Below are 17,824 nucleotides of genomic sequence, written 5' to 3'. Positions count from 1 at the left end.
CAGCACTCGAACCGTCCCGGCACCGGCGGCTCGGTCTTCCCAGGGATACCCGGATGGCGAGGCGCGGCACGTCAGATCAGGCCGGGTAGCGGCGGGGGGTGTAGACGGCAGGGCCGCCGTTTCGGGTGGCGTGGCGGGTTGTTGAGGAGCCGATCAGTAGCAGGCAGCGCATGTCGATGTCGTTGACGTCCAGCTTGTCCAGGGTCGTGATGTGGACGTTCTCGGCGGGGCCGCCGACGTCGCGCCCGACCACGACGGGAGTGTCCGGGGCGCGGTGCCGCAGTAGCAGGTCGCGGGCCGCCTCCACCTGCCGGCGGCGGGCGCGTGAGGCCGGGTTGTAGATGGCGATCACGAGGTCGGCGCGGGCGGCGGCGGTCAGGCGGGCGGCGATGACGTCCCAGGGCTTGAGCCGGTCGGACAGGGACAGGACGCAGTAGTCGTGGCCGAGCGGCGCGCCCGCGCGGGCGGCGACCGCCTGGGCCGCGGTCAGCCCGGGCACCACGCGCACCGGCACGTCGGCGAACCTCGGCTCGCACGCCACCTCCAGCACCGCCGCCGCCATGGCGAAGACGCCCGGGTCACCTGAGGAGACGACGGCCACGCGCGAGCCTGCCCCGGCCAGTTCCAGGGCGTGGGCGGCGCGCTCGGCCTCCACGCGGTTGTCGGACGGGTACCGCCGCTGACGCGGGTTGGGCGGCACCCGGTCCAGGTACGGGCCGTACCCCACGAGGTCGTCGGCACGGGCCAGCGCGTCCTGTGCCTCAGGCGTCAGCCACGCCTGCCCCGCAGGCCCAAGCCCCACAACGGCCACCTCCCCCCGCCGCACGTCCCCCCGACCCACCTGCCCGTCCGGAACCGACCCCGGCCCCCGCAGCTCTACCTCCCCATACGCCACCGCTCCGCCATGGCTCCCCTGCTCGACCGGAACCGGCACCACCTCACGCCGCTCCACCTCGCCACGGCTCTGCTCGGCCGAGAACGGGACCGACTCGCGCCGCTCCGCCTCGCCATGATGCGTCCCGTACGGCACCGTGCCGCCGTGGCTCGCCTCGCCCGGCGCCGGGGTGGCGGTGGGGAGACGGGCACCGGCCCTACTGGGGATGATCGCGAGTGAGAAGTACGGGACCTCGGCCGGGTTCACTTCGGCGAGAGGGGCGATGCGCTGCCGGTCGCTGGTGGCGCGCTCGACGTACCAGGCCTCGCCGAGGCGGCCCGCGCGGTCGAGCGCGTCGCGGACCGCGGGGAACGTGCGGCCGAGCTTGAGCACCGCCAGGGAGCCGGGCTCGGCCATGCGCGCGGCCAGCGTGTCCGGCGGCAGCGTGCCGGGCAGGACGGTCAGGGACTCCTCGCGCTCGACCAGCGGACGGCCCAGCACCGCCGAGGCGGCGCTCACCGAGGTGACCCCGGGCACGACCTCGGTCGGGTAGCGGTGCGCGAGCCGCTTGTGCATGTGCATGTACGAGCCGTAGAAGAACGGGTCGCCCTCGCAGAGCACGACGACGTCGCGCCCGGCGTCGAGATGGGCGGCGAGGCGGCGGGCGCAGTCCTCGTAGAACTCGTCGATGGCGCCCTGGTACCCGCCCGGGTGCCGGGTCGTCTCGGTCGTGACCGGGTAGACGAGGGCCTCCTCGATCTGCCCGTCCCGCAGGTACGGCGCGGCGACGGCCCGCGCGACGCTGCGCCCGTGCCGCGCGCTGTGGTAGGCGATCACCTCGGCCGCGCCGATGACCCGGGCGGCCTTGACGGTCACCAACTCCGGATCCCCCGGCCCCACCCCGACCCCGCGCAACCACCCTTTCGCCGGCACCCCACCGCCCAGAACCCCACAATCCCGAATCTCACCATCCCGAATCCCGCCCCCTCGCCCCTGACCCCCCTGAACCTCGCCGCCCCCGACCTGGCCACCCCGGGCGTCGCCGCCCCCGACCTCGCCGCCCCGGGCATCGCCGCCCCCGACCTGGCCACCCTGGACTCCGCCGTCCCAATCTTGGCTACCCCGGGCCTCGCCGCCCCCGACCTCGTCACCCTGGACTCCGCCGTCCCAATCTTGGCTTCCCCGAGCCTCGCCACCCCGGATCTGGACGCTTCGGGGGACGTCGATTCGGGGCTCGTTCTCGCGGGGTTCGGGTTGTGGTTCGGCGTTCATTGCGCGTTCACTCTTTCTCGGTTGCGATCGCGTTGATGGCTGCCGCTGCCAGTGCGCTTCCGCCGCGGCGGCCGTGGACGACCAGGTATGGGAGGTCGCCGTAATCGGCCAGGGCCTGCTTGGACTCGGCGGCTCCGATGAAACCGACCGGGAGGCCGAGGACGGCGGCGGGCCGTCCACCGCCCTCGTCCATCAGTTCCAGTAGCCGGAACAGGGCGGTTGGCGCGTTGCCGACGGCGACGACCGCGCCGGCGAGGCGGTCGCGCCACAGTTCCAGCGCGGCGGCGCTGCGGGTGGTGCCGAGGCGGCGGGCCAGCTCGGGCACCCGGGGGTCGCCCAGCGTGCAGACCACCTCGTTGGCCGCGGGCAGCCGGGACCTGGTCACGCCGGCGGCGACCATCGTGGCGTCGCACATGATCGGCGCGCCGGCGAGCAGCGCGGCCCGCGCGGTGGCGACCACGCCGGGCGACCAGGCGAGATCCCGGACGAGGTCCACCATGCCGCAGGCGTGGATCATGCGCACGGCCACCCGCGCGACGTCGTCGGGCACGCCCGCCAGGTCGGCTTCGGCGCGGATGGTCGCGAACGAGCGGCGATAGATCTCCGCACCGTCGCGCACGTAGCCGTACGGCTCCGCCACCGGACCGCCAGGAGCGACGGGCCCTGCCACGGGACCGCCAGGAGCGGCGAGCCCTGCCACGGGACCGCCAGGAGCGGCGGGCGCCGTCACGGGACCGCCAGGGGCGGCGGGCCCTGCCACCGGCCTGCCGGGAGCGGCGGTCTTCTCGGGGCTCATGGGTGCTCTCCGCGATCCCGGGCCGCCGAGTACAGGTGGCTGTCGACGAACTCCGACGCCGTGAGCACCCCGCCGACGACGATCACGGCCGTGCGCCGTACCCCGGCCTCCTTCACCTGCCCGGCGATGTCGGCCAGCGTGCCGCGCAGGATCACCTCGTCGTCGCGGCTGGCGCGGGCGACCACGGCCACGGGGCAGTCGGCACCATAGTTCGGGATCAGCTCCTCCACCACGGCGTCCACGCGCTGGACGGCCAGGTGCAGCACCATCGTGGCCCGGCTCCGCCCGAGCGCCGGCAGGTCCTCACCGGGCGGCATCGGGGTCGCACGGGCGGAGGTGCGGGTCAGCACGACCGTCTGGCCGACCCCGGGCACGGTCAGCTCCCGGCGCAGCGAGGCGGCCGCCGCGGCGAAGGCCGGGACGCCGGGCGTCACGTCGTACGGCACCCCGGCCGCGTCCAGCCTGCGCATCTGCTCGGCCATCGCGCTGTAAATGGAAGGGTCGCCGGAGTGCAGCCGCGCCACGTCCAGCCCGTCGGCGTGCGCGGCGAGCATCTCGGCCACGATCTCGTCGAGGTTCAGCCGCGCGGTGTCCACGAGCCGGGCGCGCGGCGGCGCGTGGTCGAGCAGTTCCTTGGGCACCAGCGACCCGGCGTACAAGCACACCGGCGAGGAGGCGATCAGGTCGCGCCCGCGCACGGTGATGAGATCGGCCGCGCCCGGCCCCGCCCCGATGAAGTGGACCGTCACGACGACGCCTCCCAGTTCTCGCATGTTCTCGCGTGTTCTCGCAGGTCCCGCACGAACCGCCGCAGCCGCCCGCCCTGCCGCGGCCGGCTCACGGCCGGACCGCCGTCCATATGGTCACGGGCATCGCGGGACGCCAGGCGGTGAAGCCGCCGACCGGGCCCGCGCGGTGGACGGCCAGGCGGAGCAGGTCGCCGCCGAGGCGGGCGTGCCAGGAGGCGAGGACGGCCTCCGACTCCACGGTGACCGCGTTGACGACGAGCCTGCCTCCGGGCGCGAGCGCGTCCCAGCAGGTGGCAAGGACGCCCGGCGCCGTGCTCCCGCCACCCACGAACACCGCGTCCGGCGGGTCCAGCCCTTCCAGCGCCTCGGGGGCCGTGCCGTGCACGACCCGCAGGCCGGGGACGCCGAGCGCGCGGGCGTTGCGCCCGATCCGCTCGGCCCGGTCGGCGCGGGACTCGACGGCGATCGCCGTACAGGAGGGGTGGGCGCGCATCCACTCGACGGCGACGCTGCCCGCGCCCGCGCCCACGTCCCACAGCGTCTCCCCGGGCCGGGGGGCGAGCCGGGACAGCGTCACCGCGCGCACCTCCCGCTTGGTGAGCTGGCCGTCGTGCTCGAACGCCTCGTCGGGCAGGCCGGGCACGCACGGCGGCGCGGTCACCCCCGGGTCGGCCCGGCATTCGAGAGCGATGACGTTCAGCGGGTCCACGGCGGCGTCCCACGTCGCGGCCAGGCCCTCGACCAGGCGTTCCTCGGGCGCGCCGAGCCGTTCGAGCACGGTCATCAGGCTGCGGCCGTACCCCTGGGCGGCGAGGAGGCGGGCCACCTCGCCGGGGGTGGCGGCGCCGGCGCTCAGGACGAGCACGCGGGCGGACGGGCGCAGCGCGCGGTTCAGCAGTTCGGCGGGACGGCCGACCAGGCTGACGACCGGCGTGTCCTCGACCGGCCATCCCATGCGGGCGCAGGCCAGCGACACCGCGGACGGGTGCGGCAGCACGCGCACGCGCCCGGGTCCGAGTGTCCGCACCAGCGTCCCGCCGACGCCGTACAGCATCGGGTCGCCGCTGGCCAGCACGCACACCGCCTTGCCCTCGCGTTCGGCGATGAGGCGGAAGGCGGCGGGGAGCATCGGGGAGGGCCATGTCACGCGCTCCGCGCCGGTGTCCGGGACCAGGGCGAGCTGCCGGGCACCGCCCATGAGAACGTCCGCCGCGCGGATCTCCCGACGCGCCTGCTCCGCGAGCCCACCCCACCCGTCCGCACCGATCCCGACCACGACCACAGCCCGACTCACAGCACACCACCCCTGGACACTCCGGCGGCCCTGACCAGGCTGTTCACGACCGACCCTTCGTACGCGACCACTACGGCCCGGCTCACACCACACCACCCGAGGGCACTCCGGCGGCCCTGACCAGGTTCTTCACGACCGACCCCTCGTACGCGACCACCACGGCACGGCTCACAAGACACCACCCCAGGGCAACCCTCATGGTGATCACCACGGTGCGGCTCACGGCACACCCCCCAGGGCGATCCCCATGCCGATCACCACGGCGGGGCTCACAAGCGCCGTCCCAGGGCGCGCTGATCGCCGCTGTCGCCGCGGAACCGCTCATAGCTCACCGTTCCGGGCCGCGGCCACCAGGCGGAGCGCCAGGTGGGGGCTGCCCGCCCAGTGCAGGTGCAGGTACGAGGCCGCCAGCCGTGGGCCGCCGAACCCGTCGGCGCCTTCCCGCCATCGGTAGAGGGGGCGGTCGCCGGTGGCGGGCGTGACGCGGGTGCGGTGGAACTCGTGCCCGTGGTAGCGCTCGCCCTCGCGGGTCAGCACCGAGTCGCGTACGGCCACGGCGCCGCGGTAGCCGAGCGTCAGCGTGTCCGTCATGGCCGCGGTCGCGTCCACCACTCCGCACATGGGACGGCCGTCCAGCTCGCGGCAGAGGTAGAGCAGCCCGGCGCATTCGGCGGCGATGGGGCCGCCGAACGCGGCCACCGCCCGGCGCAGGGGCTCGTTGGCCGACAGCTCCCCCGCGTACACCTCGGGGAAGCCGCCGGGTAGCACCAGGGCGGCGGTGCCCTCGGGCAGCCGCTCGTCGGTGAGCGGGTCGAACACGGCGACGGTCGCGCCGGCCGCGGCGATCAGCTCGGCCTGCTCGGCGTACCCGAAGGTGAACGCCTTTCCTCCGGCCACGGCCACGACGACCTCGCGTTCCGGCGGGGCCGGGGAGCGGGACGCGTCCGCACCGGCCCCCGCCCGCTGCGCCACATCGCCTTCGCCGCCCGCTCGCTGCGCCACATCGGCCCTGCCACCCCGCCGCACCGCCACATCCGCCTCGCCGCCCGTCGGCGCCGCCACACCGCTCGGTGCGCGGTCGCCGGCCGTGGTGGCGATCGCCTCACGGGGATTCCACGGGCGGGCCGTGAGCGGGGGCGCGCTTCTGGCCAGCTCGGTCAGCGCGGGCAGGTCGCAGGTGGCGGTGATCAGGTCGCCCATGGTCGCGACGGCGCGGAGGGCCTCGGCGCTGCGTTCGGCGGGCGGGACGAGGCCGAGGTGGCGGGACGGCGTGCCGGCGATGTCGGTGCGCGGGATCGCGCCGAGCACGGGCAGGCCGATGCCGTCCAGCGCGTCCCGGCAGATCTGCTCGTGCCGGGGCGAGCCGACCCGGTTGAGGATCACCCCGCCGACGCGGAGCCGGGTGTCGTACGACACGAAGCCGTGCACCAGCGCCGCGACCGAGCCGGCCTGCGCCGAGACGTCCACCACGAGCACGACCGGCGCGCCGAGCACCCGGGCGACGTGCGCCGTGGAGGCGAAGTGGTCGGCGTCCGCCCCGGGGACGGCGCCGCGCGGGAAGGACGCGCCGTCGAAGAGCCCCATCACGCCTTCGATGACCGCGATGTCCGCGCCCGCCGCGCCGTGCAGGAATAGGGGAACTAGGAGATCCTCGCCGGTCAGCCAAGGGTCGAGGTTGCGGCCGGGCCGTCCGGCGGCGAGCGCGTGGTAGCCGGGGTCGATGTAGTCGGGACCGACCTTGTGCGGCGACACGGCGACACCCTTGGCGGCCAGCGCCGCCATCACCCCGGTCGCCACCGTCGTCTTCCCGGCCCCTGACGCCGGCGCCGCGATCACCAGACGCGGAACCTCAACCATGCCCGCCCCTCTCCAGCGGACCGGCGACCCGCACCCGGGAAAGAGGAACGCCGGGCACACGAAAACCCGGAACGACCGGCGGCAGGGGGACGGAGGGCTCCGGCACGGGAGGGGCAGGGCTGGTCACCACAGGGGCCTCAGCAGCGGGCATGCCGGCCTCTTGGGCCGGCCGCCGTGGCAGGAGCGGAAGGCCAGAGGCGGTAGAGGTTGGGTGGGTCACCGCAGGGGGGTTGGTGGTGGGCATGGCGGTCTCTTGGGTGGTCCGCCGTGGTAGGGGCGGGAGGGTGGGGGTAGGGCGGGTTACCATTCGATGCCCTTTTGGCCTTTTTGGCCGGAGTCCATGGGGTGTCTGAGTTTGGTCATTTCGGTGACCAGGTCGGCGGACTCCAGGAGGCGGGGGTGGGCGTCCCTGCCGGTGATGACCACGTGTTGGGTGCCGGGGCGGGTGGCGAGCGCGGAGACGACGTCCTCGACGTCGATCCAGCCCCATTTGATGGGATAGGTGAACTCGTCCAGCACGTACAGCCGGTACGTCTCGGCGGCGAGGTCGCGTTTGATCTGTGCCCAGCCCTCGCGGGCGTCGGCGGCGTGGTCCTCCTCGGTGCCCGCCTTCTTGATCCAGGACCAGCCCTCGCCCATCTTGTGCCAGGTCACCGCGCCGCCCGCGCCGGACTCGCCGAGCACCGTCAGCGCGCGTTCCTCGCCGACGCGCCACTTGGCGGACTTGACGAACTGGAACACGCCGATCGGCCAGCCCTGGTTCCAGGCGCGTAGGGCCAGGCCGAAGGCCGCGGTGGACTTCCCCTTGCCGGGGCCGGTGTGGACGAAGACCAGCGGGCGGGCGCGCCGCTGCCGGGTCGTCAGGCCGTCCTCCGGCACCCGGGCCGGTTTCCCTTGAGGCATGTCAGGCCGCCTTCCTGCGTTCGCGCACCAGATCGCGCAGGCTTCCCGCCGCCAGCTCCTCCAGCCGGACGGCTTCGCCGCCGAGCAGGCGCGCCAGCCCTCCGGCCAGGCCGAGCCGCACGGGCCCGCTCTCACAGTCCACCACGACGGCCGCGACGTCCCTGAGCAGGGCCGCCGCCCCGCGCACGTCGGCGGGAGAGCCCGCGGTGGCCCGGCCGTCGGTGACCACGACGAGCAGCGGCCGGCGCGCGGGGTCGCGCAGGCGTTCGGCGCGCAGCACCTCGGCGGCCCGCCGCAGCCCGGCCGCGAGAGGGGTGCGGCCGCCCGTGGGCAGGGCGCGCAGGCGGGCCGCCCCCGCCTCCACCGACGAGGTGGGCGGGAGCGCCAGCTCGGCGCCGGAGCCGCGGAACGTCACCAGGCCGACCTTGTCGCGGCGCTGGTAGGCGTCCAGCAGCAGGCTCAGCACCGCGCCCTTGACCGCGCCCATGCGGCGGCGCGCGGCCATCGAGCCGCTGGCGTCCACGACGAAGAGCACGAGGTTGCCCTCGCGGCCCTCGCGCACGGCCTCGCGCAGGTCGTCGCGGCGCACGACCAGGCCGGGGCCGGTCCTGCCGCGGGCGTGCTGGTGCGGCGCCGCGGCGCGGAGGGTCGCGGTCAGGTGCGGCGCGGCCATGCGGCCTTCGGGGACGCGGGATCCCGAGACCCGGCCGTACGACGTACGGGCCCGGGACCGCCGTCCCGGGGCGCCGGCGCCGAGCCCGGGGACGGTCAGGGCGCGCACCCGGTACGGCTCGCCTGCCGGTGTGGCCCGCTGCCCGGGGTCCCGGCCGCCGGTGGTCTCGCCGTGCTGCCCGCGATCCAGGCCGTTGGTTGTCTCGCCGTGCGCCCCGGCCTGGCCGCCCGCCGGGACGGGGCCGCCGGGGGTCTGCTCGGCGGCCCGGCCGTTGCCGCCCGGGCCTGGGGACGGGTCGAGGTCGGGGTCCGGGTCCGGGTGCGGCTCGGTGCCGCCGTCCGGTCCGCCGGGCCGGCCGTCCCCGGAATCGGCGGCCCTGGGGTCGCGCCCACCCTCGCGCCCACCCTCGGGGCCGCCATCGGGGCCGCGCCCGGCGGCATCGTCCGGGTCCGGTCCGGTGTCGAGGGCGGGGTCCTGGAGGAGGGCGTCGAGTTCGGAGTCGTCCAGGCCGGGGGCGTCGAAGGGGTCGCGTCTGCGGCGGTGGGGCAGGGCGAGCCGGGCGGCCTGCCGAATGTCGTCGGCCGTCACGCGCGTGCCGCCCCGCCAGGCGGCGTGGGCCACGGCGGCGTGCGCGGTGATCAGGTCGGCGCGCATCCCGTCCACGTCGAAGGCCGCGCAGACGGCGGAGATGCGGCGCAGCGCCGCGTCGGGCAGCTCGACGGCGCGCAGCCGGTCGCGGGCGGCGGCGATGCGGGCGGCGAGGGCCTCTTCCTCCGCCGCCCAGCGTGCCGCGAACCCCTTGGGGTCGTCCTCGTAGGCCAGCCTGCGGCGGACGACCTCGGCGCGCTCGCCGGGGTCGCGGGAGGCGGCGACCTCGACGGTGAGGCCGAAGCGGTCGAGGAGCTGGGGCCGCAGCTCTCCCTCCTCGGGGTTCATGGTGCCGACCAGCATGAACCTGGCCGCGTGCCGGACCGACACCGCGTCCCGCTCGACGTAGCAGGTGCCGAGCGCGGCGGCGTCGAGCAGCAGGTCCACCAGGTGGTCGTGCAGCAGGTTGACCTCGTCGACGTACAGCACGCCCCGGTGCGCCGCGGCGAGCAGGCCGGGCTCGAACGCCTTGACGCCTTCGGTCAGCGCGCGTTCCAGGTCGAGCGAGCCGGTCAGACGGTCCTCGGTGGCGCCGACGGGCAGCTCGGCGAGCCGCGCGGGGCGTACGGTGACGCCGCGGTCGTCGCCCTGCGAGCTGTCCGGATAGTCGGGGGCGTTACCGTGCGGGCCGTCGGGGCCGGGGGTGGCGCTGTGTGGGCCGTCGGGGCAGTCCGGGTCGGGGGTGGTGGGGTCGCAGGAGAAGCGGCAGCCGGGGATGACCGCGACCGGCGGCAGCAGGGCCGCCAGCGCGCGGACGATCGTGGACTTGGCCGTCCCTTTCTCTCCGCGGATCAGTACGCCGCCGGTGCGGGGGGAGACGGCGTTGAGGATGAGGGCCAGTTTGAGGGTGTCGAGTCCCACCACCGCGGTGAAGGGGTAGTGGTGGCGTGCGGCCGGGTGGTCCGGCATGTTGAGAACGTCCTTCCGAGCGGCGCGGCGCCGCGGGTGGCCAGGGCTGAGGTCGGCCCGGGGTCAGGCGGCGGTGGCGAGCGCGCGGCGCGGGGCGAGGGCGCGTTCGGCGAGCACGCCGAAGGTCAGCCCGATGCCGCTCCACATGATCGCCTGGATGCCGAGGGACGCGAGCCGGAACCGCCACAGCAGTGTGGCGGGGAAGCCGGACGGCACCTCGTCCACCGTGGGCATGAGCAGGTACGCCACGATCACCGCCGCGAGGTAGGCGGCGACGGCGAGCAGCGTGGCGTTCCAGGCGCCGTGGCGCGCCGCGAGCCGGCGGCCGAGGTGGACGGCGGCGACGGCCAGGAGCACCGAGATCGCGAGCATCGCGAGGTAGAGGACGGTCCGGCGGGAGATCGTGGCGGGGTCGCCCACCGCCGGTGGGTTGGCGGGATATTTCAGGAAAGGCAGGAGTTCGACAGCCACGAACGCGCCCAGCGCGAGCAGCGCCGACGTCGCCCGCGCCCCGAGCGCGCCGACCCGCCCGTAGGCGAAGGCGAACGCGAGCGCGAACAGCCCGCCGACGGCGACGCCGAACACGCCGAGGCCCGTGGCGAGGCCGAGGGGCGACTGCACGTCCCGGCTGACGGGCCCCTCGTCCTCGTGGTCGTGCCCGGTGGTCTCACCGGATCCGGTGCCGGAATCGGTGCCCGGCACCGCCGGGGCGTGGGTTGCGTGGCCGCCGCCGCTCTCCTCGACGGCGATGGCCCCCGTGACCTGGGGCTCTCCGAAGACCCAGGCGAAGACCAGGGCGAGGGCGGCGGCGGCCAGGCCCGCGAGCATGCCGCGGACCAGGAGGTTTCTCACCATCTCTGGTTCAGCCCGGCCTCAGTGGCAGGGGAAACCGAGAAGGTGGCGTGCGTCGTGCACGAACTCGTGCACGGTGTCGCCGGAGATCAGCGAGGTGGCGCCCTGTTCGGCGCCGACGAAGTAGATGAGGGCGAGGGCGAGGACTCCGGCGAAGATCGCCCACGGCAGCAGTTCCCTGACGGGAATGCGGACGGGAACGGGCCGGGACTGGGGAACGGCGGTGTTGGCCATGAGTAAGGCGCCTCCTCGGGATCACGCGTCCCATAGGGAGTTCCGGTGACGATGGAGGGTCTGACTCCCGGCCCCGAAGGACCGGTCACAGTGGCGCGGCCGTGCCAGAATCTCGCTGGGCTTCCCCACACCGTCATCAATGTCGGCTTGGACGCTACGGTGTGAACCACAGACGCGTCAACTGACGTCAAGGGAGACATTCCCCTCCTTCAGGCCGCTTCCTTCCGTTTCCAGGGGTGGACATCGTGACCGCGAGGATCGTCCTGCTCTCCCACGGCCCGACCGGCGCGCTGCGCCGGGCCGCGTTCCCCCTGGACGAAGAGCTGGAGCCCCAGGGCGTCCGCCAGGTGGCGGACGCCGCGCCTCTGTTCGCGGGCCTCGCGCCGCGCGTCCTGTGCGGGCCGTCGCTGCGCTGCCTGCGGACGGCCGAGGGCCTGGGCCTGACCGCCGAGGTGGACGACGGGTTGAGGGACCTGGACGCGGGCCGCTGGGCGGGCCGCACGCTCGCCGAGGTGCAGGCGGAGCACCCGGAGGAATTCGTCGCCTGGCTCACCGATCCCGGGGCGGCCCCGCACGGCGGCGAGTCCGTCGCGGCGCTGATCGGCCGGGTGGCCGGCTGGCTGGCGGCCCGGCACGGCGATGGCCGCCTCCTGGCCGTCACCCATCCGGCGGTCGTCAGGGCGGCCGTGGTCCACGCGATGGGCGCCGCGCCGGGCGCGTTCTGGAGCGTGGACGTCCCTCCGCTCGGCCACGTGACGCTGACCTCCGACGGCCGCCGCTGGCACCTGCGCCTGCCCGCCGCGGGACGGGTGGCGTGAGGCGGGTCAGGCGTCGTAGTCGACGGTGAGCCTGGCCGAGCCGGGGAACGACTGGCAGGTCAGCACGTACCCGGCTTGGACCTCGCGGGGTTCGAGGGCGAAGTTCCTGCGCATGTCGGCCGCGCCGTCCACGACGCGGGCGCGGCAGGTGCCGCAGACGCCGCCCTTGCAGGCGAACGGCAGGTCGGGGCGCACGCGCTGCGCGCCTTCGAGCACGGTGACGTCGAAGGGCAGCGCGGCGGTGGTGGCGCGGCCGTCCAGGATCACCGTGACCTCGGCCGTCTCCTCCTCCGGGCCCGCCGCGGGCCGGACGGGCGCGGGCGGCGGCTCGTCCACGTAGAACAGCTCGTGGTGCAGGCGTCCGGGCGGGACACCCAGCTCGGCGAGCACCCGCCGCGCGTCCATGACCATCTGGTACGGCCCGCACAGCCACCAGTGCGCGACCTCCCGCACGGCGGTGAGGGCGGGGAGCAGGACCCGCAGCTTGGCGGCGTCCAGGCGGCCGGTGAACAGCTCCGGCTCGCGCGGCTCCCGGGACAGCACGTGGACGAGTTCGACGCGGGCGGGCGCGGAGTCCTTCAGGTCGGCGAGCTCCTCGGCGAACATGACGGTCCGCGTGGTGCGGTTGCCGTAGAAGATCGTCGCCCGGGAGCCGGGGACGGCCAGCGCGGAGGAGGCGAGCGACAGCACGGGCGTGATGCCGGACCCGGCGGCGATGAACACGTGGTGGGCGGGACGGCTCAGGTCGGCGGTGAAGCCGCCGCTCGGCGGCTGGACGGCGAGGGTGTCGCCGGCCTTGAGGTGGCGCACGAGCCAGGTGGAGAACAGGCCGTCGGGGATCTCGCGGACGCCGATGCGCAGCGGCCCGCCGGCCGGGGAGCAGATCGAGTACGACCTGCGCTCGTCGCGGCCGTCCACGATGGCGCGGAGGGTCAGGGACTGGCCGGGCAGGAAGGCGAACCGCTCGGCGAGGTCCGGCGGCACGTCGAAGGTGACGGCGGCGGCGTCCTCGCAGAGCCGTTCGACCCGGGCGACGCGCAGCGCCGTGAACGTGGCACGGCCGCGGGCGGGCTCGGCCACCCGCACGGCGCCGCCGGGCTCCCCCGGCCCGGATAGCGAAAGGTCCTCGGGCGGGCGTCCGGCCATCTCAGATCTCCTTGACGTGCTCGAACGGCTCGTGGCACGCCTGGCAGCGCCACAGGGACCTGCACGCGGTCGCGCCGAAGCGCGAAATCTCCCCGGTCTCGCCGGAGCCGCAGTTCGGGCAGGTCAGCCGCGCGCGGACCGGGCCGAGCGCGACCGGCACCGGGCCGGGGGCCCGGCGCGGGGCGGGGCCTGGCGGGGAGATGCCCGCCGCGGCGAGCTTGCGCCTGCCGGCCTCGCCGATCCAGTCGGTGGTCCAGGGCGGCGTGAGCGAGGTGCGGATCTCGACGTCGGCGTACCCGGCGGCGCGCAGGGCAGCGGACAGGTCGGCGCGGATCGCGTCCATCGCCGGGCATCCGCTGTAGGTCGGCGTGATCGTGACGACGACGCGGCCGTCGCCGGTCTCGGTGACCTCGCGCAGGATGCCGAGGTCGGCCAGGGTGAGCATGGGCAGCTCGGGGTCGGCCACGGTGGCGGCGACCTCGCCGGCCCGGCCCCGTTCCCGCGTCGGGCTCACCATCGTGCCCCCGGGTGGGCGCGGGCGACGCTCTGCAGTTCCTCCAGCAGGACGGTCAGCGCCTCGGTGTGGGCGCCGCCGCGGCCGAGCGCCGATCCCTCGGACGGCAGGGGCGGCCGGGTGAGGGTGGCCGCGGCCAGCACCTGGTCGATCACGGCGTCGAACTCGGCGCGGAGGTCGGCGGGGTCGGCCGCCACGCCCGCGCGCGCGAGGCGGGCCTCCACCGGGTGCGCGGCGAACAGCTCGGGGACGAGCGGCCACACCGACGACAACCCCTCGTAGACGCGCTCGCGCGAGTGCGCGGTGCCGTCGCCGAGCCGGACGACCCAGCCGGCCGCGTAGTCGCGGTGGTAGGCCAGTTCCTTGACGCCCTTGGCGGCGACCGCGGCGAGGACCGGGTCGCGGGAGGCGGCGAGCCGGTCGAGCAGGGCCAGCCGCCAGGTGGCGAAGACGAGCAGCCGGGCCATGGCGTGCCCGAAGTCGCCGTTCCGGACCTCGGCCAGCCGCGCGTTGCGGAACTCGCCGGGGTCGCGCAGGAACGCCAGCGCGTCCTCGTCGCGCCCGGTCCCGTCGGCGGTCCCGGCGCGGGCGAGCAGCAGCCGCGCCTGGCCGAGCAGGTCGAGGGCGATGTTGGCCAACGCGACCTCCTCCTCCAGCTCGGGCGCGTGGGTGCACCACTCCTGGAGGCGATGGGACATGATCAGGGCGTCGTCGCCGAGCATGAGGCAGTACGCGGCCAGGTCGGCGCCGTCCACGCCCGAAGGCAGGGTGGTGTCCACCCCGGCCAGGGGGTCGGTGAACCCGGTGCCGAACGCCCAGCGCGGGTCGTCGGCCTCGTTGAGCGCCTCGTAGGCGTTGCCGGCGGCGGGATCGGGGTGGCTGCCGAAGGACGGCATGGCGGACATGTCAGACATGGCGGCCTCACATGTGCGGGACGTCGTCGGGAATCGTGTAGAACGTCGGATGCCGGTACACCTTGTCGCCGCTCGGCGCGAAGAACGGGTCCTTCTCGTCCGGGCTGGTGGCGGCGATGTGCTCCGAGCGCACCACCCAGATGCTGACGCCCTCGTTCCTGCGCGTGTAGAGGTCGCGGGCGTGGCGCAGGGCGGTCTCCTCGTCGGCGGCGTGCAGCGAGCCGACGTGGACGTGGTTGAGGCCGCGCTTGCCGCGCACGAACACCTCGTACAGGGGCCAGTCGCTCATGCCGCCTCCCCATCGCGGGTCTTGCGTGCGTACGCGGCGGCGGCCTCGCGGACCCACGCGCCGTCCTCGTGGGCGGCGCGGCGCACGGCCATGCGCTCGGCGTTGCACGGCCCGTTCCCGCTGATCACGCGCTGGAGCTCCGACCAGTCGATCGGGCCGAAGTCGTGGTGGCCGCGCTCGGGGTTCCAGCGCAGGCCGGGGTCGGGGAGGGTGACGCCGAGCGCCTCGGCCTGCGGGACGGTCATGTCCACGAAGCGCTGCCGCAGCTCGTCGTTGGTGTGCCGCTTGATCTTCCAGGCCATGGAACGCTCGGTGTTGGGCGAGGCGTGGTCGGGCGGGCCGAACATCATCAGGGACGGCCACCACCAGCGGTCCACCGCGTCCTGCACCATGTCGCGCTGCGCCGGCGTGCCCGCCATCATCGTCATCAGCAGCTCGTAGCCCTGCCGCTGGTGGAAGGACTCCTCCTTGCAGATGCGGATCATCGCCCGCGCGTAGGGCCCGTAGGAGCTGCGGCACAGCGGCACCTGGTTGCAGATCGCCGCCCCGTCCACCAGCCAGCCGATCACGCCCACGTCCGCGTAGGACAGCGTCGGGTAGTTGAAGATCGAGGAGTACTTCTGCCGTCCCTCGATGAGCTTGCCGGTCAGCTCGGCGCGGTCGGTGCCGAGCGTCTCGGCGGCCGAGTACAGGTACAGGCCGTGCCCGGCCTCGTCCTGCACCTTGGCCAGCAGGATCGCCTTGCGGCGCAGCGAGGGCGCCCGGGTGATCCACGCCCCTTCCGGCTGCATGCCGATGATCTCCGAGTGCGCGTGCTGGGCGATCTGCCGGATCATCGTGCCGCGGTAGCCGTCGGGCATCCAGTCGCGCGGCTCCACGCGCTGATCGCGCGCGATCGTACGGTCGAAGTGCTCCTGGAGGTCAGCCATGCCTCGCCACCTTTACCGAACATTCGGTCAGTTAGTAGTCTCGCTCACCCCTGCCCGCCTCGCAACTCCGGCGTCTCGCGCTTGGCCACCAGAGTCAGCACGTCGTACTTGGCGACCGACGAGCCGTCCTGCTTGGTGACGTCGGCGTCCCAGCGGACCTCCCCGTGCTCCAGCCCCTCGCGCGGGGTGATCTGCTTGGCGGTCAGCGTGACCGTCAGCTCGTCGCCCGGGTAGACGGGGGTGAGGAACCGCAGGTTCTCCAGGCCGTAGTTGGCCAGCACCGGCCCCGGGTCGGGGTCGACGAACAGCCCGGCGGCCAGCGAGACGATCAGGTAGCCGTGGGCCACCCTGCCGTCGAAGAACGGGTTGGCCCGGGCGGCCTCCTCGTCCATGTGCGCGTAGAAGGTGTCCCCGGTGAACGCGGCGAAGTGCTCGATGTCCTCCAGCCCGACCCGGCGCGGCCCGCCGACCACCGTGTCGCCGACGCGCAGGTCCTCCAGGTGCTTGCGGAAGGGGTGGACGCCGGAGGTGTCCCGCGCCGCGCCCGGCACCCATCGGCCGGTGACCGCCGCGAGCATGTCCGGGCTCCCCTGGACGGCCGTGCGGTTCATGTGGTGCAGGATGCCGCGGACGCCGCCCATCTCCTCGCCGCCGCCGGCCCGGCCGGGGCCGCCGTGCACGAGCATCGGCAGCGGCGAGCCGTGCCCGGTGGACTCCTTGCCGGCCTCGGCGTCCAGGACGAGCAGGCGACCGTGCCAGGGCGCGGTGCCGAGCACGACCTGCCGGGCGAATCCGGCGTCGCCGGTGACGACGGACCCCGCGAGGCTCCCCTGGCCCCGGGCGGCCAGCTCGATCACGTGCTCGGCGGAGGTGTACGGCATGAGGGCGCTGACCGGCCCGAACGCCTCCACCTCGTGCGGCTCGGGCCGGTCGGCCTCGTCCACGCGCAGCAGCACCGGCGAGACGAACGCGCCACGCTCGGCGTCGGCGCCGAGCACGTCCACCCGGTCGGGATCGCCGAAGACGATCGAGCCCGCGGCGGTCAGGGCCTTGAGCGCGCGGCGGACCTCCTCGCGCTGGCCCAGGCTCGCCAGCGCGCCCATGCCGACCGCCGGGTCCGCCGGGTTCCCCACGGTGATCGCGGCGAGCCGGGCGGCGGTGGCCTCGGCGACGTCGCCGAGCAGGCTCTCGGGGACGAACGCCCGGCGGATCGCCGTGCACTTCTGCCCCGCCTTCACCGTCATCTCGGTGACGAGCTGGGCGACGAACAGGTCGAACTCCTTGGTGCCGGGCACGGCGTCCGGGCCGAGGATCGAGCAGTTCAGCGAGTCGGCCTCGGCGTTGAACCGCACCGAGCGCGCGGCGACGACCGGGTGGGTGCGCAGCTTCTGCGCGGTGGAGGCCGAGCCGGTGAAGGCGACCAGGTCCTGCTCGGTGAGGTGCTCGAACAGGTCGCCCGCGCTGCCGCAGACGAGCTGCACCGAGCCCTCGGGCAGCAGGCCGGATTCGACGATCATCTCGACGAGCCGCGCGGTGACGTACGCCGTCTGGCCGGCGGGCTTGATCAGGGACGGCATGCCGGCGACGAACGCGGGCGCGAGCTTCTCCAGCGGGCCCCAGACGGGGAAGTTGAACGCGTTGATCTGCACCGCGACCCCGCGCCGGGGGGTGCAGACGTGCTGCGCGGCGAAGGAGCCGCCCTTGCCGAGGGGCTCCACGGCGCCCTCGACGTAGACGGTGTCGTTGGGCATCTCGCGGCGGCCCTTGCTGGAGTAGGAGAACAGCACGCCGATGCCGCCGTCGACATCGAAGCGCGCATCGCCGCGGGTGGCGCCGGTGCGCAGCGACAGCCCGTACAGCTCCTCACGGCGTTCCCGCAGGTAGGAGGCGAGGGCCTTGAGCAGGGCCGCCCGCTGGTGGAAGGTCAGCTCGCGGATCGCGGGCCCGCCGACGCGGCGCCCGTACTCCAGGGTGGCCCCGAAGTCGACGCCGGCCGAGGAGATCCGCACGACCTCCTCGCCGGTGACGGCGTCGTGCAGCGGGGCCCCGTCCTCGCCCGGCGTGTGCCAGGAACCGGTCACATAGCTTCGGAGCGTGGCCATGGCGGACCTCCACGAGGAGTCATTTACTGACCGTACGTTCGGATGGTAACC

17 protein-coding genes are annotated in these 17,824 nt (G+C 74.7%); 1 reads left to right on the top strand and 16 read right to left on the bottom strand.

The window, feature by feature from the left end; genetic code table 11:
* Nucleotides 1–76: 76 nt before the first annotated feature.
* The 10 genes from BJ982_RS16580 to BJ982_RS16535 form a co-directional block, all read right to left on the bottom strand.
* A complete protein-coding gene (locus BJ982_RS16580) occupies nucleotides 77–1,807 on the bottom strand; it encodes a precorrin-2 C(20)-methyltransferase (protein ID WP_275411675.1) in 1,731 nt (576 codons plus the stop codon).
* A 346-nt stretch (nucleotides 1,808–2,153) separates the two neighbouring features.
* On the bottom strand, nucleotides 2,154–2,786 hold the full coding sequence (locus tag BJ982_RS16575) for a precorrin-8X methylmutase (RefSeq protein WP_239122923.1): 633 nt from the start codon (nucleotides 2,784–2,786) through the stop codon (nucleotides 2,154–2,156).
* 152 nt (nucleotides 2,787–2,938) lie between these two features.
* Complete coding sequence (cobM, locus tag BJ982_RS16570; protein ID WP_221482325.1) at nucleotides 2,939–3,715, bottom strand: precorrin-4 C(11)-methyltransferase; 777 nt, start codon at nucleotides 3,713–3,715, stop codon at nucleotides 2,939–2,941.
* A 64-nt stretch (nucleotides 3,716–3,779) separates the two neighbouring features.
* A complete protein-coding gene (gene cbiE / locus BJ982_RS16565) occupies nucleotides 3,780–4,985 on the bottom strand; it encodes a precorrin-6y C5,15-methyltransferase (decarboxylating) subunit CbiE (protein ID WP_184881073.1) in 1,206 nt (401 codons plus the stop codon).
* Nucleotides 4,986–5,067: 82 nt separating this feature from the next.
* Nucleotides 5,068–5,208 (bottom strand): hypothetical protein, encoded by a 141-nt coding sequence (locus BJ982_RS16560; protein WP_184881071.1) that lies wholly within the window; start codon nucleotides 5,206–5,208, stop codon nucleotides 5,068–5,070.
* A gap of 98 nt (nucleotides 5,209–5,306) precedes the next feature.
* Nucleotides 5,307–6,842 carry a cobyrinic acid a,c-diamide synthase CobB gene (locus BJ982_RS16555; protein WP_184881069.1) on the bottom strand — a complete coding sequence of 512 codons (1,536 nt, stop codon included), beginning with the start codon at nucleotides 6,840–6,842 and terminating at the stop codon, nucleotides 5,307–5,309.
* Between the two features lie 300 nt (nucleotides 6,843–7,142).
* The gene (cobO, locus tag BJ982_RS16550; protein ID WP_184881067.1) at nucleotides 7,143–7,745 is read right to left on the bottom strand and encodes a cob(I)yrinic acid a,c-diamide adenosyltransferase; all 603 of its coding nucleotides are present in this window, start codon (nucleotides 7,743–7,745) and stop codon (nucleotides 7,143–7,145) included.
* 1 nt (nucleotide 7,746) lies between these two features.
* Nucleotides 7,747–9,975 carry a VWA domain-containing protein gene (locus BJ982_RS16545; protein ID WP_184881065.1) on the bottom strand — a complete coding sequence of 743 codons (2,229 nt, stop codon included), beginning with the start codon at nucleotides 9,973–9,975 and terminating at the stop codon, nucleotides 7,747–7,749.
* A 63-nt stretch (nucleotides 9,976–10,038) separates the two neighbouring features.
* Nucleotides 10,039–10,830 carry a CbtA family protein gene (locus BJ982_RS16540; RefSeq protein ID WP_184881063.1) on the bottom strand — a complete coding sequence of 264 codons (792 nt, stop codon included), beginning with the start codon at nucleotides 10,828–10,830 and terminating at the stop codon, nucleotides 10,039–10,041.
* 18 nt (nucleotides 10,831–10,848) lie between these two features.
* Nucleotides 10,849–11,061 carry a CbtB domain-containing protein gene (locus tag BJ982_RS16535; protein WP_184881061.1) on the bottom strand — a complete coding sequence of 71 codons (213 nt, stop codon included), beginning with the start codon at nucleotides 11,059–11,061 and terminating at the stop codon, nucleotides 10,849–10,851.
* A gap of 245 nt (nucleotides 11,062–11,306) precedes the next feature.
* On the opposite strand from BJ982_RS16535, the gene BJ982_RS16530 reads away from it, so the two are divergent.
* Nucleotides 11,307–11,879, top strand: coding sequence for a histidine phosphatase family protein (locus tag BJ982_RS16530; RefSeq protein ID WP_184881059.1), 573 nt, complete (start codon nucleotides 11,307–11,309; stop codon nucleotides 11,877–11,879).
* 6 nt (nucleotides 11,880–11,885) lie between these two features.
* On the opposite strand, the gene paaE is transcribed toward BJ982_RS16530, so the two are convergent.
* The 6 genes from paaE to paaZ are packed head-to-tail and all read right to left on the bottom strand — an operon-like array spanning nucleotide 11,886 to nucleotide 17,773.
* A complete protein-coding gene (gene paaE / locus BJ982_RS16525; RefSeq protein ID WP_184881057.1) occupies nucleotides 11,886–13,025 on the bottom strand; it encodes a 1,2-phenylacetyl-CoA epoxidase subunit PaaE in 1,140 nt (379 codons plus the stop codon).
* Between the two features lies 1 nt (nucleotide 13,026).
* Complete coding sequence (gene paaD, locus BJ982_RS16520; protein WP_184881055.1) at nucleotides 13,027–13,542, bottom strand: 1,2-phenylacetyl-CoA epoxidase subunit PaaD; 516 nt, start codon at nucleotides 13,540–13,542, stop codon at nucleotides 13,027–13,029.
* The gene (gene paaC, locus BJ982_RS16515; protein ID WP_373869624.1) at nucleotides 13,536–14,444 is read right to left on the bottom strand and encodes a 1,2-phenylacetyl-CoA epoxidase subunit PaaC; all 909 of its coding nucleotides are present in this window, start codon (nucleotides 14,442–14,444) and stop codon (nucleotides 13,536–13,538) included. The genes paaD and paaC overlap by 7 nt, the downstream gene beginning before the upstream one ends.
* 16 nt (nucleotides 14,445–14,460) lie before the next feature.
* Entirely contained in the window at nucleotides 14,461–14,742 is a 282-nt protein-coding gene (gene paaB, locus BJ982_RS16510) for a 1,2-phenylacetyl-CoA epoxidase subunit PaaB (protein WP_184881053.1), read from the bottom strand.
* Nucleotides 14,739–15,671 carry a 1,2-phenylacetyl-CoA epoxidase subunit PaaA gene (paaA, locus tag BJ982_RS16505; RefSeq protein ID WP_184881051.1) on the bottom strand — a complete coding sequence of 311 codons (933 nt, stop codon included), beginning with the start codon at nucleotides 15,669–15,671 and terminating at the stop codon, nucleotides 14,739–14,741. Before paaA ends, paaB begins: the two co-directional genes overlap by 4 nt.
* Before the next feature lie 44 nt (nucleotides 15,672–15,715).
* The gene (gene paaZ / locus BJ982_RS16500) at nucleotides 15,716–17,773 is read right to left on the bottom strand and encodes a phenylacetic acid degradation bifunctional protein PaaZ (RefSeq protein ID WP_184881049.1); all 2,058 of its coding nucleotides are present in this window, start codon (nucleotides 17,771–17,773) and stop codon (nucleotides 15,716–15,718) included.
* Nucleotides 17,774–17,824: the final 51 nt, after the last annotated feature.

Source organism: Sphaerisporangium siamense (genome assembly GCF_014205275.1).
Classification (GTDB): domain Bacteria; phylum Actinomycetota; class Actinomycetes; order Streptosporangiales; family Streptosporangiaceae; genus Sphaerisporangium; species Sphaerisporangium siamense.
Note: the sequence above shows the minus strand (reverse complement) of the source record. Positions and strands in the feature narration are given on the sequence as shown.

What these genes read in the sequence shown, in the direction of transcription:
- paaZ (WP_184881049.1), bottom strand. Translation starts at nt 17,773, where the DNA reads ATGGCCACGCTCCGAAGCTATGTGACCGGTTCCTGGCACACGCCGGGC.
- paaD (WP_184881055.1), bottom strand. Translation starts at nt 13,542, where the DNA reads ATGGTGAGCCCGACGCGGGAACGGGGCCGGGCCGGCGAGGTCGCCGCC.
- BJ982_RS16540 (WP_184881063.1), bottom strand. Translation starts at nt 10,830, where the DNA reads ATGGTGAGAAACCTCCTGGTCCGCGGCATGCTCGCGGGCCTGGCCGCC.
- BJ982_RS16535 (WP_184881061.1), bottom strand. Translation starts at nt 11,061, where the DNA reads ATGGCCAACACCGCCGTTCCCCAGTCCCGGCCCGTTCCCGTCCGCATT.
- paaB (WP_184881053.1), bottom strand. Translation starts at nt 14,742, where the DNA reads ATGAGCGACTGGCCCCTGTACGAGGTGTTCGTGCGCGGCAAGCGCGGC.
- BJ982_RS16555 (WP_184881069.1), bottom strand. Translation starts at nt 6,842, where the DNA reads ATGGTTGAGGTTCCGCGTCTGGTGATCGCGGCGCCGGCGTCAGGGGCC.
- BJ982_RS16545 (WP_184881065.1), bottom strand. Translation starts at nt 9,975, where the DNA reads ATGCCGGACCACCCGGCCGCACGCCACCACTACCCCTTCACCGCGGTG.
- paaC (WP_373869624.1), bottom strand. Translation starts at nt 14,444, where the DNA reads ATGTCCGCCATGCCGTCCTTCGGCAGCCACCCCGATCCCGCCGCCGGC.
- cobM (WP_221482325.1), bottom strand. Translation starts at nt 3,715, where the DNA reads ATGCGAGAACTGGGAGGCGTCGTCGTGACGGTCCACTTCATCGGGGCG.
- cobO (WP_184881067.1), bottom strand. Translation starts at nt 7,745, where the DNA reads ATGCCTCAAGGGAAACCGGCCCGGGTGCCGGAGGACGGCCTGACGACC.
- paaE (WP_184881057.1), bottom strand. Translation starts at nt 13,025, where the DNA reads ATGGCCGGACGCCCGCCCGAGGACCTTTCGCTATCCGGGCCGGGGGAG.
- paaA (WP_184881051.1), bottom strand. Translation starts at nt 15,671, where the DNA reads ATGGCTGACCTCCAGGAGCACTTCGACCGTACGATCGCGCGCGATCAG.